Annotated in this window: 13 protein-coding genes; 4 read left to right on the top strand and 9 right to left on the bottom strand. The window is 62.3% G+C overall.

Annotation, left to right across the window (positions count from 1 at the left end; genetic code table 11):
* Positions 1 to 22 precede the first annotated feature (22 nt).
* Entirely contained in the window at positions 23 to 784 is a 762-nt protein-coding gene (locus tag C4J93_RS23310) for a YdcF family protein (protein WP_124371965.1), read from the top strand.
* Between the two features lie 123 nt (positions 785 to 907).
* Here C4J93_RS23310 and lnt read toward each other — a convergent pair whose 3' ends face one another.
* From lnt to miaB, 5 genes are all read right to left on the bottom strand, one after another.
* Positions 908 to 2,431, bottom strand: coding sequence for an apolipoprotein N-acyltransferase (gene lnt / locus C4J93_RS23305; RefSeq protein WP_124371964.1), 1,524 nt, complete (start codon positions 2,429 to 2,431; stop codon positions 908 to 910).
* A gap of 8 nt (positions 2,432 to 2,439) precedes the next feature.
* Positions 2,440 to 3,279, bottom strand: a complete 840-nt coding sequence (locus C4J93_RS23300) for an HlyC/CorC family transporter (protein ID WP_122483878.1) — start codon at positions 3,277 to 3,279, stop codon at positions 2,440 to 2,442.
* A 27-nt stretch (positions 3,280 to 3,306) separates the two neighbouring features.
* Complete coding sequence (gene ybeY / locus C4J93_RS23295) at positions 3,307 to 3,780, bottom strand: rRNA maturation RNase YbeY (protein WP_124364542.1); 474 nt, start codon at positions 3,778 to 3,780, stop codon at positions 3,307 to 3,309.
* Positions 3,773 to 4,777 (bottom strand): PhoH family protein, encoded by a 1,005-nt coding sequence (locus tag C4J93_RS23290; RefSeq protein ID WP_124364541.1) that lies wholly within the window; start codon positions 4,775 to 4,777, stop codon positions 3,773 to 3,775. Before C4J93_RS23290 ends, ybeY begins: the two co-directional genes overlap by 8 nt.
* 204 nt (positions 4,778 to 4,981) lie before the next feature.
* The gene (gene miaB, locus C4J93_RS23285) at positions 4,982 to 6,310 is read right to left on the bottom strand and encodes a tRNA (N6-isopentenyl adenosine(37)-C2)-methylthiotransferase MiaB (protein ID WP_124430574.1); all 1,329 of its coding nucleotides are present in this window, start codon (positions 6,308 to 6,310) and stop codon (positions 4,982 to 4,984) included.
* A 132-nt stretch (positions 6,311 to 6,442) separates the two neighbouring features.
* Here miaB and C4J93_RS23280 point away from each other — a divergent pair, with 132 nt between their 5' ends.
* Complete coding sequence (locus C4J93_RS23280) at positions 6,443 to 6,769, top strand: DUF1820 family protein (protein ID WP_003194436.1); 327 nt, start codon at positions 6,443 to 6,445, stop codon at positions 6,767 to 6,769.
* Between the two features lie 12 nt (positions 6,770 to 6,781).
* Here the strand turns inward: C4J93_RS23280 and C4J93_RS23275 are convergent, their stop codons facing one another.
* The 4 genes from C4J93_RS23275 to C4J93_RS23260 all read right to left on the bottom strand — a co-directional run bounded on the left by C4J93_RS23275 (position 6,782) and on the right by C4J93_RS23260 (position 10,334).
* Complete coding sequence (locus tag C4J93_RS23275; protein ID WP_065886862.1) at positions 6,782 to 7,336, bottom strand: tetratricopeptide repeat protein; 555 nt, start codon at positions 7,334 to 7,336, stop codon at positions 6,782 to 6,784.
* A 226-nt stretch (positions 7,337 to 7,562) separates the two neighbouring features.
* Positions 7,563 to 8,846 (bottom strand): glutamate-1-semialdehyde 2,1-aminomutase, encoded by a 1,284-nt coding sequence (gene hemL, locus C4J93_RS23270; protein ID WP_124364539.1) that lies wholly within the window; start codon positions 8,844 to 8,846, stop codon positions 7,563 to 7,565.
* Between the two features lie 11 nt (positions 8,847 to 8,857).
* The gene (gene thiE, locus C4J93_RS23265; RefSeq protein WP_124364538.1) at positions 8,858 to 9,487 is read right to left on the bottom strand and encodes a thiamine phosphate synthase; all 630 of its coding nucleotides are present in this window, start codon (positions 9,485 to 9,487) and stop codon (positions 8,858 to 8,860) included.
* Positions 9,488 to 9,536: 49 nt separating this feature from the next.
* On the bottom strand, positions 9,537 to 10,334 hold the full coding sequence (locus C4J93_RS23260) for a hydroxymethylpyrimidine/phosphomethylpyrimidine kinase (RefSeq protein ID WP_124368463.1): 798 nt from the start codon (positions 10,332 to 10,334) through the stop codon (positions 9,537 to 9,539).
* Positions 10,335 to 10,611: 277 nt separating this feature from the next.
* On the opposite strand from C4J93_RS23260, the gene C4J93_RS23255 reads away from it, so the two are divergent.
* Both C4J93_RS23255 and C4J93_RS23250 read left to right on the top strand, forming a co-directional pair.
* Entirely contained in the window at positions 10,612 to 13,011 is a 2,400-nt protein-coding gene (locus C4J93_RS23255; protein WP_124371961.1) for a hybrid sensor histidine kinase/response regulator, read from the top strand.
* 68 nt (positions 13,012 to 13,079) lie between these two features.
* Positions 13,080 to 14,732, top strand: a complete 1,653-nt coding sequence (locus tag C4J93_RS23250; protein WP_124371960.1) for an acyl-CoA dehydrogenase family protein — start codon at positions 13,080 to 13,082, stop codon at positions 14,730 to 14,732.
* The last annotated feature ends 154 nt before the right edge of the window (positions 14,733 to 14,886 follow it).

The raw sequence follows: 14,886 nt of genomic DNA, 5'->3' as shown, positions 1-14,886 counted from the left end.
CGGGCATCTTTGGAGATGCCCGATGCCTTTTCGTTATTTCATCAAACAATTGTTACTGCCGCCCGGTATTTTCTTGCTGTTGCTGGCGCTTGCCTGGTGGTTTCGCCGCAGTCGACCGCGCCTGGCGGGGTGTTGCTTTGCCTTGGGATTGGGCGGGATGTGGCTGATCAGCCTGCCGGTAATGGTGCAGTGGGGCGCGCACGCCTTGGAGACAGCGCCGCCTTTGGCCCGCGAAGACTGGGCAAGCCTGGCCCAGCGCGCCGATGCGATTGTGGTGCTGGGTTCCGGGCGCGAGCGCGGCGACATTGCCTGGGGCACCGACCAACCCACCGGCATCGGCCTGGAGCGTGAGCGTTATGCGGCGCGGCTGGCCAAGGCGTCCGGGTTGCCGGTGCTGACCACCGGTGGCCTGCATTACGGCACGCCGCCCAGCGAGGCGCAGTTGATGGCGGTGTCGATGGAGGATGACTTCGGCGTGACGGTGCGTTGGAAAGAAGAGCGTAGCCGCACCACCTGGGAAAACGCCCTGATGAGCGCCGAGATTCTCTTGCCTCAAGGCATCAAGCGCGTGGTGGTGGTGACTCAAGCCTGGCACATGCCGCGTTCGGTGTGGAGTTTTGAAAAGGCCGGCTTTACCGTGGTGCCGGCGCCGGTGGGGTTCCTGGGCGTGGATAACGCGCGTCCACTGGGCGGCTGGATGCCGGAGGTCAAGGCGGTATGGCAGAGCGGGCAGTTGATCAATGAGGCGGTGGGGCAGGTGGGGTACCGGTTGTTCTACAAGTAGCACCGCAGGCCAAGTGTGGGAGGGGGCTTGCTCCCGATTGCGGTGTGTCAGTCAGTACATCTGGCACTGATACACCGCCATCGGGGGCAAGCCCCCTCCCACATTGGTTTTGTGTTTGATCTGTTAGACCGTCTTGGCCATTCGACCCGCCAGCAGCGCCCAACCGAACAACAGCACGCACACAATGATCAGCGGCCACGACCGCCATTGCAGGTAAGGCGTGAGGTTGTGCATCGGCACCACGTCGCCATAGAGAATGCCGCGCTCGAATTGCGGGATCTGTGCGGTGATCTGCCCAAACGGGTTGATCAGGCCGGTCACGCCGTTGTTGGTGGCGCGGATCATCCAGCGGCCGGCTTCCAGCGCGCGCATCTGCGCCATCTGCAGGTGCTGCAGCGGGCCGATGGAGCGGCCGAACCAGGTGTCATTGCTGATGGTCAGCAGCAGGTCGCTCTGGGCCGACAGGCCAGCGGCGAACTCCGGGTACACCACTTCATAGCAAATGAACGGTGCGATCTGATAACCCTTGGCCTGGAGCATCGCCTGGTCGGCGGGGCCGCGGGCGAAGTCCGACATGGGCAGGTCGAAGAAGGCGATCAACCCGCGCAACATATCCTGCAACGGCACGTACTCACCAAAGGGCACCAGCTTTTGCTTGAGGTAGGTGCCATCACCTTCGCCGACCACGGTGATGCCATTGAAGTAGCGCTTCTCATGGCGTACTTCCTGGCGAATCGGTACCCCGGTGATCAGCGCGGTATTACGCTCGGCGGCGAACTTGCCCATCATGCCCAAGTAGCCTTCGACCGACTCCTTGAGCACCGGAACGGCGGTTTCCGGCCATACCAGCAGGTCGACGCGCCTGGAGCTCAAACTCATGTCGCGGTACAGCGCCAGCTGCGCATTGAGCTGCTCGGGGTCCCACTTCATGCTTTGTTCGACGTTGCCCTGGATGGCGGCCACGCTCAAGGGCGGGCCGGAGGGCGAGGTCCAGGCATGGTGCTTGAGCGCCAGGCCAATGGCCCAGGGTGCAACGAGCAGCACCAGGCCGGCGGCGATGAAACTGTTGCGCTTGCTCGCCAACAGGCGCGGCAGGTTGCACAAAAGGGCTGCCGTCAGCGCCAGGGCGAACGAAATCAGCCACATCCCGCCCAAGGGCGCAAGGCCGGTCAGCGGGCCGTCGAGTTGACTGTAGCCGGAGTACAACCACGGAAAACCGGTGAGGAACCAGCCACGAAAGGCTTCCTGGCCGACCCACAACGCCGCGAAGGTCAGCGCATCGGCCAGGGGCGCTTCATTGCGGCGCAGCCAGCGCGCCCACAGCCAGGCGGGCAGGGCGAAGAACCAGGCGATGGCGGCGGTGAACAGCAGCATCAGGAAACCCGCCAGCAGCACCGAAGCGCCGCCGAAGTGGTGGATGCTGTAGTAGATCCAACTGGTGCCGGCGCCAAACAGGCCGAAACCGAAACACCAGCCGCGCCCCAGGGCCTGGCGAGGTGTCAGCTCGCGCAGGCCGATATAGAACACACCGACCGCCACCAGCGCCAGCGGCCAGATATCGAACGGCGCCAGCGCCAGGGTGGTGATGGCGCCGGCCACCACGGCCAGCAGATTACCGGGCCAGCCGGGTGCGATCAGACGGCGCATTTCAGTCCTTAACGGGCAATAGGAGTCAAACGGATCAAGTGGATGCGGCGGCTGTCGGCATTCAGGATGCGGAAGCGATAGGCGCCGATCTCGGTGGTTTCGTTACGCTTGGGCAGGTGCCCGAACGCACTCATCACCAGGCCGCCGACGGTGTCGAACTCGTCGTCGGAGAATTCGCTGTCGAAGAACTCGTTGAAGTTCTCGATGGGCGTCAATGCCTTGATCAGGAAGTCACCGCTGGGCAGTGGCTTGATGTAGCTGTCTTCTTCAACGTCGTGCTCGTCTTCGATGTCGCCGACGATCTGCTCCAGCACGTCCTCGATGGTCACAAGGCCCGCCACGCCACCGTATTCGTCGATCACGATCGCCATGTGATTGTGGTTGGCGCGAAATTCGCGCAGCAGCACATTCAGGCGCTTGGACTCAGGCACGAAGGTGGCCGGGCGCAGCAGGTCCTTGATGTTGAAGTTGTCGCCGTTCTCTTTGAGGATCAGCGGCAACAGGTCCTTGGCCAACAGGACGCCCATGACGTCGTCATGGCTTTCACCGATCACCGGGTAGCGCGAGTGCGCCGAGTCGATCACGGCCGGGAGGAATTCGCGCGGGGTCTGGGTCGCCCTGATACTGATCATCTGCGAGCGCGGCACCATGATGTCGCGTACTTGCAGGTCAGCCACCTGGATGGCGCCTTCGACGATGGCCAGCGCTTCGCTGTCCAGCAACTTGTTCTGGTGGGCCTCGCGCAGCAGCTCCAGCAGCTCCTGGCGGTTTTTCGGCTCGTGGGCAAAAGCCTGGGTCAGTTTACCCAGCCATGACTTTTGCCCGTTGCTCGATCGGTCTTCGCTCATAGCGATTACTCTAAATCCTTGATTGTTTCAGTTGAGTGTCGATTGGTTTTCGTCGTCGGCATACGGGTCGCGATGACCCAGTTCTGCAAGCAACGTTCGTTCCAGCGCTTCCATTTCCAGGGCTTCGTCATCGTCTATATGGTCGTAACCCAAGAGATGCAGGCAGCCGTGGATGACTAGATGGGCCCAGTGGGCCTCAAGTTCCTTTTCTTGCTCCCGCGCCTCGCGCTCGACCACCGCGACACAAATCACCAGGTCGCCCAGCAGCGGGATATCCAGAAACTCGTCGGGCACGTCGGCGGGGAAAGACAGCACGTTGGTCGCGTAGTCTTTCTGGCGCCAGGTGTGATTCAGCTCACGGCCTTCGGGCTCGTCCACCAGACGAATGGTCAGCTCCGAATCGGCGGTGCGCTGGCGCAGGGCCAGCTCGCACCACTGACGGAACTGTGCTTCGCTGGGCGCGGCCGCTTCGGTGGCCAGTTGCAGGTCAAGCTCAAGCATCGCGGCGCACGTCCTTGGACAGGCCGTCGTCGCGGTGTTCGAAGCGCTCGTAGGCCTCGACAATGCGCTGCACCAGCGGGTGGCGCACCACGTCCTTGGGCATGAAATGCGTAAAGCTGATACCCGGCACATCCTTGAGCACTTCGATCACCTGGCCCAGGCCCGACTTGGTGCCCTTGGGCAGGTCGACCTGGGTGATATCACCGGTGATCACGGCCGTGGAGCCAAAACCGATACGGGTGAGGAACATCTTCATCTGCTCGACCGTGGTGTTCTGGCTCTCGTCGAGAATGATGAAGCTGTTGTTCAAGGTGCGACCGCGCATGTAGGCCAGCGGCGCGATTTCGATCACCTGACGCTCGATCAGCTTGGCCACGTATTCAAAGCCAAGCATTTCGTAGAGCGCGTCGTAGAGCGGGCGCAGGTACGGGTCGATCTTCTGGGCCAGGTCGCCGGGCAGGAAGCCGAGCTTTTCGCCCGCCTCGACGGCCGGGCGCACCAACAGGATGCGGCGAACCTGTTCGCGCTCCAGGGCATCCACCGCACAGGCCACGGCCAGGTAGGTCTTGCCGGTACCGGCCGGGCCGATGCCGAAGTTGATATCGTTACCGAGGATTTCCTTGACGTACTTCTGCTGATTCAAGCCGCGTGGGCGAATCATGCCTTTTTTGGTACGCAGGGCCACGCTGGCTTCGGCCACCGGATTGTTGGCCAGGTCTTCCACGGCGGATTCCTGCAGGTACAGGTGCACCGTTTCCGGCGACAGCTCACTGCCCTTGGTTTCGCGGTAGAGACGGCGCAGCAGGTTTTCCGCAGACGTGGTGTGTTGAGGTTCACCAATGAGCTCGAATTGATTGCCGCGGTTGCGGATCTCGATGCTCAGGCGTTGTTCGATCAGCCGCAGGTGCTCGTCGAACTGTCCGCACAGGTTGGCGAAACGGCGAGCCTCAAACGGCTCGAGGAGAAAACGATGGGGTTCTACTGTAGGTGCGTTCAAGGTCGCTTTTAGCCGCCCTTTGGCTGTTGAGGTGAAAGAGAGAATAACGCCACGCGCCGGTGTGCGAAAGCACTTATCCGGCGTAATTCCAGTGTGGGAGGGGGCTTGCCCCCGATAGCGGAGTGTCAGGCAGCTGATGTGTTGCTGATGTACCGCCATCGGGGGCAAGCCCCCTCCCACATTTGAAAGGTGTTGATATGACAGCTATTGCACCAGAGACCCGCGCAACGAGTGCGGTTGCGCCGCATCGATGTGCACATCGGCAAACTGGCCGATCAGGGTCGGGTTGTCGCAGCGGAAGTTGACGATGCGATTGTTCTCGGTGCGGCCCTGCAATTCGCCGGGGTCTTTCTTCGAGTAATCGGTTACCAGGATGCGCTGGATCGAACCGACCATTTGTCGGCTGATCTCGAAACCCTGCTGATTCAGGCGATGTTGCAGCGCATTCAAGCGTTCCTTTTTCAACGCTTCCGGGGTTTCGTCCAGCAGGTCGGCCGCTGGGGTGCCGGGGCGCTGGCTGTAGACGAACGAGTAGGAGAAGTCGAAGCCCACGTCCTCGATCAGCTTCATGGTTTGCTGGAAGTCTTTCTCGGTCTCGCCAGGGAAGCCGACGATAAAGTCCGAACTGATGCAGATGCCCGGCACGGCGGCGCGCAGTTTGCGCAGCTTGGACTTGTACTCCAGGGCTGTGTGGTTGCGCTTCATTGCCGACAGGATGCGGTCTGAGCCCGATTGCACCGGCAAATGCAGGTGTTTGACCAGCTCCGGCACGTCGGCGTGGGCCTGGATCAGGCTGTCGGAGAACTCCAGCGGGTGCGAGGTGGTGTAGCGGATGCGCTCGATGCCATCGACGGCGGCGACTACGCGAATCAGCTCCGCCAGGTCGGCCAGGCGTCCGTCGTGGGTCTGGCCGCGGTAGCCGTTGACGTTCTGGCCCAGCAGGGTCACTTCGCGCACGCCGTTTTCGGCCAGGTGGATGATTTCCGCCAGCACGTCGTCAAACGGCCGGCTGACTTCTTCGCCACGGGTGTAGGGCACTACACAGAAGGTGCAGTACTTGCTGCAGCCTTCCATCACCGATACATAGGCGCTTGGCCCGTCGATGCGCGGCTCGGGCAGATGGTCGAATTTTTCGATTTCGGGGAACGACACGTCCACTTGCGGCAGCTTGGTGGCGCGTGCGGCATCGATCATTTCCGGCAGGCGGTGCAGGGTCTGCGGGCCGAAGACCACATCGACATAGGGCGCGCGGTCACGAATGGCCGCACCTTCCTGGCTGGCCACGCAACCGCCGACGGCGATCACCATGTCCGGGTTGGCCAGTTTCAATTCGCGCCAGCGACCCAGCTGCGAGTAGACCCGGTCTTGGGCCCGTTCGCGGATCGAGCAGGTATTGAGCAGGATCACGTCGGCATCTTCGGCGCGAGCCGTGACTTCCAGGGCCTGATGCTCACCCAGCAGATCGACCATGCGCGAGCTGTCGTACTCGTTCATCTGGCAACCGTGGGTTTCAATGTAAAGCTTCTTGGCCATGGGAATCGTCAACTGGTGGTAAAGAACCGCGCATTATAGGGGGCATGTCCATTGGTTCCTAGCACTGTGCATCGGGTGCCATGCTATAGTTCGCGCCCTCATTTATATCCGCCGATGTGCTGCCCGCCCCCCATGACCAAACGTGAAGCTCCAATCTACAAGGTGATTTTCCTTAACCAGGGCCAGGTGTTCGAAATGTACGCCAAGCAGATCTATCAAAGTGATCTGTGGGGCTTCCTGGAAGTGGAAGAGTTCGTCTTTGGCGAGCGCACGCAGCTGGTCGTCGATCCAGGCGAGGAAAAGCTCAAGGCCCAGTTCGAAGGCGTGGTGCGCAGTTTTGTGCCGATGCATTCGATTGTGCGCATCGACGAAGTCGAGCGCCTGGGCACGCCGAAGATCAGCGAGGCGCGGGGCACCAGCAATGTGATGCCGTTTCCGATGCCAATGCCTGAGAAGTAAGGCAACGCTGAATCAGGGAAGGGGTGAAAAGGGCGAACGCCCATCGGCGCTCTGCAATTCCTGCAGGTAATTGCGGAAAATCTGCCCCAGCACCTGGGTCGCTACTTCCAGTTCATCACGCTGCATGTGCTCGGCCACTTCGTCGGCGGTGTCCAGCGCGTCTTCGGCGCCGTTGACCGCCGCCATTTTCAGCACGATGTAGGCCTGGACGTTATTGGCCGGTACACCTTCGCCACGGAAAAACATGTTGCCCAGCTGGAATTGCGCCTGGGCGTGGCCCTGTAGCGAAGCCTTCTCGAAATAGCTCAAGGCTTTGTTGAGGTCGACGGCCGGGTTCTTGCTGTCGTGGAAGTACTCGCCCAACTCGTATTGCGCTTGCGCATCCCCTTCATCAGCCTGTTTCTGGCACGCGCTCAGGGCTTCGGCCTGGGTGTCGGGCTGGGTATTGAGGGTGCAACGACCCATCGCTGGGATTAACAACGAGTTGCCGCCTGCTTGTGCATGTGCCAGCAGCGGCTGAAGGAGCAACAGGCAGCCCAGAACCAGGGTGCGGCCGGTGCGTTTCATGGGAATCGACTTACCTCTGACGGGGCGCGCGGACCCTCGCGGGGTCCAATAAGCGCGCATTATGAAATAAGCAGGCCTCTGCTTACAAAGTCTTTACTCGTTTTTCTGCTGCTTGGGCAAGTTATCTGCCGGATTGCAGGGCAATTCTCGAAAAAAGCGAGAAATGTCTGTAAGCAAGGTAGCAAATCTGACGTTGGCACGGGCAAACGTCAGAGGATGCCGTCACTTATTTCAGGGCCGCAAAGGCGCGCTCGGCAGCGTCCAGGGTCAGCTTCAACTCGGCATCGCCGTGGGCGATCGAGGTGAAGCCGGCTTCAAACGCACTGGGCGCCAGGTACACACCGCCTTCGAGCATCAGGTGGAAGAAGCGCTTGAACAAGTCGGCGTCGCTGCCCATCACGTCATCGAAGGTGACGATGTCGTCGGCGCCGCTGAAGTACAGGCCAAACATGCCGCCGGCCTGGGTGGTGACAAACGGGATGCCGGCAGCGTCGGCCCGCACTTGCAGGCCGTCCAGCAGGCGGGTGGTGTAGTCGGTCAGCTCGGCGTGGAAGCCAGGGCGGCTGATCAGGCGCAGGGTGGTCAGGCCGGCGGCCATCGCCAGCGGGTTACCGGACAGCGTGCCGGCCTGGTAGACCGGGCCCAGTGGGGCGATGTGCTGCATGATCTCGCGCTTGCCGCCGAAGCAGCCCACTGGCATGCCGCCACCGATGATCTTGCCGAAGGTGCTCAGGTCCGGTGTAACGCCGTAATGGGCCTGGGCGCCACCGAGGGCGACACGGAAGCCGGTCATCACTTCGTCAAAAATCAGCACCACGCCGTGTTTGTCGCACTGTTCGCGCAGGCCTTCGAGGAAGCCTGGGGCCGGTGGTACGCAGTTCATGTTGCCGGCGACCGGCTCGACGATGATGCACGCCACGTCCTGGCCGACTTCACCGAGCATCTGCTCGACCGCGGCGATGTCGTTGAATGGCAGGGTCAGGGTGTGTTTGGCGAACGCCGCCGGTACGCCGGCCGAACTCGGTACGCCCTGGGTCAGCGCGCCGGAACCGGCTTTTACCAGCAGGCTGTCGGAATGGCCGTGGTAGCAACCTTCGAATTTGATGATGCTGTCGCGACCGGTGAAACCACGGGCCAGGCGGATTGCGCTCATGGTGGCTTCGGTGCCGGAGCTGACCATGCGCACCATTTCCATCGACGGCACGATCGAGCAGACCAGGTCGGCCATCTCGGTTTCCATCGCGGTTGGAGCACCGTAGGACAAACCATGCTGCAACTGCTGGCGTACGGCGTCCAGCACGTCCGGGTGGCTGTGACCGAGGATCATCGGGCCCCAGGAGCCGACGTAATCGACGTAGCGCTTGTCATCTTCGTCGGTGACATAGGCGCCTTCGGCATGCTTGAAGAACAACGGCGTGCCGCCCACGCTCTTGAACGCCCGCACGGGGGAGTTCACACCGCCGGGGATGTGTTTCTGGGCATTGGCAAACAGGGTTTCGGAACGGGACATGATCGGGCTCTCTACACTGAAGATTTAAGAAGATCGTTGAACGCACGGGCGCGGCGCGTGACTTCCTGGGTGCTGTCGGCGCCGAACAGGCCGTGCACCACGGCGAGCAGGTCGGCGCCGTGGGCTACCAGTGGCTCGGCATTTTCCAGGGTGACGCCGCCGATCACGCAGATCGGCAGGTGCAGGCGTTGGCGCGCCTCGGCCAGCATTTCAAGGCTGGCGGCCGGTGCGCCGGGCTTGGTGGTGGAATTGAAGAAGCGGCCAAAGGCGACATAACTGGCGCCCTCCCGGGCGGCCTGTTCGGCCAGCTCAATCTGGCTGTGGCACGTTGCGCCAATGATCGCCTTGGAGCCGAGCAGCGCCCGCGCCGGGGTCAGCGGGCCGTCGGTCTGGCCCAGGTGCACGCCCACGCCCAGGCGCGCGGCCAGTTCGGCGTCATCGTTGATGATCAGGTGGGTCTTGTAGCGCGAGCACAGCTCCCGCAGTTTCTCGGCTTCACGCAGGCGGCGCGCTTCGTCGCTGCTTTTGTCGCGGTACTGCAGCAATGTCACGCCGCCGTCCAACGCCGCTTCGACGTAGGCGAGGAATTTGCCGGCCAACAGTTGGCTGTCGGTAATGGCGTAAAGGCCACGTAGTTTCATCGGGCAAGCCCCTTGCTGTGACGAGCGGTAAGTGGTGATGAAAGGTGAACTACGAGCAGAAATCCAGTGGCAACCGACGCGGTACGAACTGGCCCTGGCCGAGTCGTTCGGCATCGCGCAGGGTGCGCCAGGTGTAGTTGAGCGCCGACTGCACGGCGCTGACCAGGCCTTCGCCCTGGGCGAGCCGCCCCGTAAGCGCACTGGCCAGCGTGCACCCCGAGCCGTGATAACTGCCGGGTAAACGCTGGCACGTGTAGGTATGGCGGCTGCCATCGCGGCTGTACAGGCGATTGTGCACTTCGTGCTCGTCGCCGTGGCCGCCTGTGATCAGCAGATGCTTGATGTAGGGCAACAGCTTCTCGGCGCATTCGTCGGCGCTGCCGTCAGGCAATTCGGCCAGGATGCGGGCTTCGGGCAGGTTGGGTGTGGCGATCAGCGCCAGGGGCAGCAGCCGCTCGCGCATCGCATAACCGACTTCATCCTTGCCCAGGCTGCCACCGCCTCCGGCGCGCAGCACCGGGTCGCACACCACCGGCAGGTGCGGGTGCGCCTGCAGTAGTTCGACCACCGTGTCGACCATCGCGGTAGAACCGAGCATGCCCAGCTTGACCGCCGCGACTTCGGAATCGCTGAGCACCGCATTGGCCTGGGCCAGCACCCACTCGCGGTCGAGCACGCGAAAGTCACTGACGTTGACAGTGTTTTGCACGGTCAGCGCGGTGACGGCCGCAGCGGCGTGGCAGCCCTGGGCGAGCAGGGCTTCGATATCGGCCTGCAGGCCGGCGCCACCACTGGGATCATGGCCGGAGAGACAGAGAACAACGGGGCGAGAGCTGTAGATATTCATGGTGCGCGAGCTTACCACCAAACGCTTTTTGCGTGGCCGTCCGGCGATGAGGGAATGTTGCCCTGGGATGAGCCTTTTGTGGTGGCTGAACATCTTCTGCAAATACGCTGAAAGCCTCGTCCTAGGGCCATCTGAAAAATAGTTACCATGGTGTCCAATGGCCTTTACCGGCTATGCTAAAGTGGATCCAAACAACTTACTGTATCGCCGGTGTACGTCTTCTCAAAAGGAACGGGGGAGCTTTTTGCCATAACCGGACAGGCCACGCTGGGGCTCTATGCGCTATTTGCTGATTTTATTATTGTGCGGGCTGCCGCTGCTGGCCGGCGCCGCCGAGTTCAATCAGAGCACCCGAAGCCTGCCACTGGGCCGGGTCATGCAAGTGCTCGAAGACCCGACCGGCACCCTCACCATCGCCGACGTCAGTTCCCCTGCCTACGCCGCTCAATTCAAACCCCATGACACACCCACCCTCAATGCCGGTTATTCGCATTCGGTGTTCTGGTTGAAGGTCAACCTGCATTACACCGCTGTTGACCCCCGCTCCCCGCGGACCTGGTTTGTGGAGCTGGCTTACCCGCCACTCAATCGCCTCGAGCTGTACCAGAACGACGGCACCGGCACCTATCGACTCACCACTCGCACCGGCAGCGCGTTACCGTTTTCCAGCCGTGAAGTGCGCCAGGCCAACTACCTGTTCAAGCTCAATTTCCTGCCCGGCCAGCAGCAGACGATCTACCTGCGCCTGCAGAGCCAAGGCTCGATCCAGGCGCCGTTGACCCTCTGGGCAGGCACGGCCTATATGGAAGAACAGCCGCTGCGCTTGTATGTGCTGGGCGCCATCTACGGCGTGTTGCTGGGTATGCTGGTATACAACCTGTTCATTTATTTGAGCGTCCGCGACACCAGCTACCTCTATTACATCCTCTACATAGCCTCGTTCGGCCTGTACCAGCTGTCGGTCAATGGCGTGGCCGTGGAGTACTTCTGGCCGAACAACCCGTGGTGGGCGAACGCGGCGGTGCCGTTTCTGATCGGCTCGGCCGCCTTGTTCGGCAGCCTGTTCGCGCGCAGCTTCCTGCACACCGCGCAACACAGCCGCTGGCTCGACCGTATCCTGCTGGGGCTGGCGGCCTGTGGCGGGGTGGTCATGGCGCTGGCGCTGTTGACCAGCTACGCGGTGGCCCTACGCCTGGCCACCGGCCTGGCACTGGTGTTTACCGTGACCATCTTCGTGGCTGCGATCAAGGCCTGGTATTGCGGCCAGCGCATGGCGCGCTATTTCATCATTGCCTGGTCGGCGTTTTTACTCGGCGGGGTAGTCAATACGCTGATGGTGCTGGGCTACTTGCCCAACGTATTCCTCACGATGTATGCCAGCCAGATCGGCTCGGCCATTGAAGTCGCGCTGCTGTCCCTGGCCCTGGCCGACCGCATCAACGGCATGCGCGAGCAGCAGGCGCAGATCCTGTTCGACGCCAGCCAGAAACTCGAAGTGCTCAACCAGCAATTGGCCCGCAGCAATCGGCTCAAGGATGAATTCCTTGCCACCTTGACCCATGAATTACGCACGCCGATGAACGGCGTGATCGGCTCCTTGGAACTGATGCAAACCGTGTCCCTGGACGATGACCTGGCGCAGTACCAGCAAACCGCCGCCGGTTCGGCGCGGGACATGATGCGCATGGTCAACGGCATTCTCACCCTGACCGAGTTGCAGGCTGGCCGCCTGGCTGCCCGCCCGCAGGTGTTCGGCCTGCGCGGCGTGCTGGAAACCGTGCGTCAACAGTTCGCGGCCAGCGCCCAGGCCAAGGGCCTGGCGTTTTCCATTGACGTCGCCGATGCCGTGCCGGACCGCGTGATCGGTGACGCCGACAAACTGATCCAGTGCCTGGATTGCCTGCTGGACAACGCATTCAAATTCACCCACGACGGTGCGGTGCGCATACGCGTGGTGGGCGTCCCCCAGGCGGATGGCGGATTGCGCCTGAGCTTTATCGTGACCGATACCGGTATCGGCTTCGCCTTTCTCGACGAGGCCACGCTGTACCAGCGCTTCTTCCAGCTCGATGGTTCGATGACCCGCGAATACGGCGGCCTGGGTATTGGCCTGGCGATTTGCCGGCAGCTGATCGAGCTGATGGGCGGCCGCCTCACCCATCATTCAGAGCCGCGCAGGGGCAGTCGCTTCCAGCTGGAAATGGACGTCAAGCCGGTGCCGCCCGAGCCCAAGCCCACCGCACAGTTGCGGCCTGCACAACGAGCGCCGCAGGATTGCACGGTGTTGTTGGTGGACGACAACAGCGTGGCGCAATTGGCGGTGCGCGGCATGCTGCTCAAGCTGGGTTATCGGGTCAAGGCCGTGGATGGCGGCCCGGCGGCATTGGCGGCGTTGCAGGAGCACAGGTTCGACGCAGTAGTGCTGGATGTGCCTGAGGGCGGCTTCTCATTGTGCTGTCAGATCCGTGCCTTACCGGGATGCGGTGAGTTACCGGTGATCGGCCTGAGCAGCGCGCTCAATGTTGCGGACCGTGAGCGCTGCCATGGCATCGGCATGAGCGATCACTTGGCCAAGCCAGTACGTTTCGAGGCTTTGCAGGCGACGCTGGAGCGGCTCGTGCTGTGTCCACCAGAGGGCGAAAGCGCCGAACATTCGGCGCGTATGCCACTTTTTTAAGGCCTGGGACGGTGCTTAACTGAAATCAAGGCCTCGATGTCACGTGGCCTGTTTCCAAGAGGCCCGTCATGAACCTGCACCGGTTTGCCGAAACCCACGACGTCACCAACCAGCCACCGTCTTTGGACGGTACCAACCTGTACCGCATCGACCTGCCCCTGCAAGAGTGGGCGCGTCGCTTTGGCGCCGGCTGGGCCGAGTCGCGCATCGATGCCTATGGTGCCCTGGCCGGCGGGCCGTTGATGGAGGCCGGGTTCCTGGCCAACCAGCACAAGCCGGTGTTCAGCAGCCATGACCGTTATGGTCATCGAATTGACTTGGTGGAGTTTCACCCCGCCTACCACGAACTGATGCGCACCGCCGTCGAGCACGGCCTGCCGTCGCTGCCGTGGGCCCATCCGCAATCCGGCGCCCACGTCGCACGTGCGGCGATGACTTACCTGCACAGCCAGGCCGAAGCGGGCACCGGTTGCCCGCTGACCATGACCTTCGCCTGCGTCCCGGCCCTGCGCTTGCAACCGGAACTGGCGGACCTCTGGCTGCCGAAGATCCTCAGTACCCAATACGACCCGCGCAACGTCGGCATCGTCCACAAGGCCGGTGCGACAATCGGCATGGCCATGACCGAAAAACAGGGTGGCACCGACGTGCGCGCCAACACCACCCGCGCCTACGCGGTGGGCGCGGGTGGGCCGGGCCAGGCCTACGAACTGGTCGGGCACAAATGGTTCTGCTCCGCGCCGATGTGCGACGCCTTCCTCACCCTGGCCCAGACCGACAAGGGCCTGACCTGTTTCCTGCTGCCCCGGCATCGCCCGGATGACACGCGCAATGAGTTCTACATCCAGCGGTTGAAGAACAAACTCGGCAACTGCTCCAACGCCTCCAGCGAGGTGGAGTTCCGTGGCGCCCTGGCCTGGATGATCGGTGAAGAGGGGCGCGGCGTGCCGACCATCATTGAGATGGTCGCCATGACCCGCTTCGATTGCATGGTCGGTTCCAGCGCGCTGATGCGCCAGGCCTTGACCCAGGCAAGCCACCACTGCGCCCATCGCTCGGTCGGCGGTCGCGTGCTGAGCGAACAACCGCTGATGCAGAACGTGATCGCCGACCTGGCCCTGGAAAGCGAAGCGGCCTTGGCCTTGAGCCTGCGCATGGGCCGGGCGCTGGATCACCTGGGGGATGAACAGGAAGCCAAATTCGCCCGGCTGGTCACGGCGGTGGGCAAGTATTGGATCTGCAAACGGGCGCCGGCCATGATCAACGAAGCCGCCGAATGCATGGGCGGCGCCGGGTATGTCGAGGACAGCATCCTGCCGCGTCTGTACCGTGAGGCGCCGGTGAATTCAACGTGGGAAGGTTCCGGCAACGTGCAATGCCTGGACGTGCTGCGGGCATTGTCCAAGGAACCGGGTGTGCTGGAGGCGTTGTTTGTCGAACTGGGCGATGGGCATGGCGACCCCCGGCTGGCGCGGCATATCGAGGGGTTGAAGTCAGCGTTCATGGACACCCAGGATATCCAATACCGCGCCCGTCAACTGACCGAGGACATTGCCCTGGCGTTGCAGGCCAAGTTGTTGCTGGAGGCGGGGAATGCGGCGGTCAGCGATGGGTTTGTGGCCAGTCGGTTGGGTGAGTCGTCGGGGCGGACGTACGGCGCCTTGCCGCGCGGGGTGGATGTGCAGGCCCTTGTCGCCCGTTCAACCCCGCTATCTCCTTGAATAAATGCGGTCAAGTGTGGGAGGGGGCTTGCTCCCGATAGCGGTATGTCAGCCAAGAATCCAGTGACTGTCACACCGCTATCGGGAGCAAGCCCCCTCCCACATTTTAAAGGGCATTCCAACTCTGGTGTTTCAGTGAGGCAGGGATACAGGC

Origin of the sequence: Pseudomonas sp. R2-37-08W, from assembly GCF_003851705.1 — a bacterium.
Classification (GTDB): Bacteria; Pseudomonadota; Gammaproteobacteria; order Pseudomonadales; family Pseudomonadaceae; genus Aquipseudomonas.
The sequence above is the reverse complement of the archived record's forward strand: the minus strand, read 5'-3'. Positions and strand labels throughout refer to the sequence as shown.

What these genes read in the sequence shown, in the direction of transcription:
- C4J93_RS23255 (WP_124371961.1), top strand. Translation starts at nt 10,612, where the DNA reads ATGCGCTATTTGCTGATTTTATTATTGTGCGGGCTGCCGCTGCTGGCC.
- C4J93_RS23280 (WP_003194436.1), top strand. Translation starts at nt 6,443, where the DNA reads ATGACCAAACGTGAAGCTCCAATCTACAAGGTGATTTTCCTTAACCAG.
- lnt (WP_124371964.1), bottom strand. Translation starts at nt 2,431, where the DNA reads ATGCGCCGTCTGATCGCACCCGGCTGGCCCGGTAATCTGCTGGCCGTG.
- miaB (WP_124430574.1), bottom strand. Translation starts at nt 6,310, where the DNA reads ATGGCCAAGAAGCTTTACATTGAAACCCACGGTTGCCAGATGAACGAG.
- C4J93_RS23275 (WP_065886862.1), bottom strand. Translation starts at nt 7,336, where the DNA reads ATGAAACGCACCGGCCGCACCCTGGTTCTGGGCTGCCTGTTGCTCCTT.
- C4J93_RS23260 (WP_124368463.1), bottom strand. Translation starts at nt 10,334, where the DNA reads ATGAATATCTACAGCTCTCGCCCCGTTGTTCTCTGTCTCTCCGGCCAT.
- C4J93_RS23250 (WP_124371960.1), top strand. Translation starts at nt 13,080, where the DNA reads ATGAACCTGCACCGGTTTGCCGAAACCCACGACGTCACCAACCAGCCA.
- C4J93_RS23300 (WP_122483878.1), bottom strand. Translation starts at nt 3,279, where the DNA reads ATGAGCGAAGACCGATCGAGCAACGGGCAAAAGTCATGGCTGGGTAAA.
- ybeY (WP_124364542.1), bottom strand. Translation starts at nt 3,780, where the DNA reads ATGCTTGAGCTTGACCTGCAACTGGCCACCGAAGCGGCCGCGCCCAGC.
- C4J93_RS23310 (WP_124371965.1), top strand. Translation starts at nt 23, where the DNA reads ATGCCTTTTCGTTATTTCATCAAACAATTGTTACTGCCGCCCGGTATT.
- hemL (WP_124364539.1), bottom strand. Translation starts at nt 8,846, where the DNA reads ATGTCCCGTTCCGAAACCCTGTTTGCCAATGCCCAGAAACACATCCCC.
- thiE (WP_124364538.1), bottom strand. Translation starts at nt 9,487, where the DNA reads ATGAAACTACGTGGCCTTTACGCCATTACCGACAGCCAACTGTTGGCC.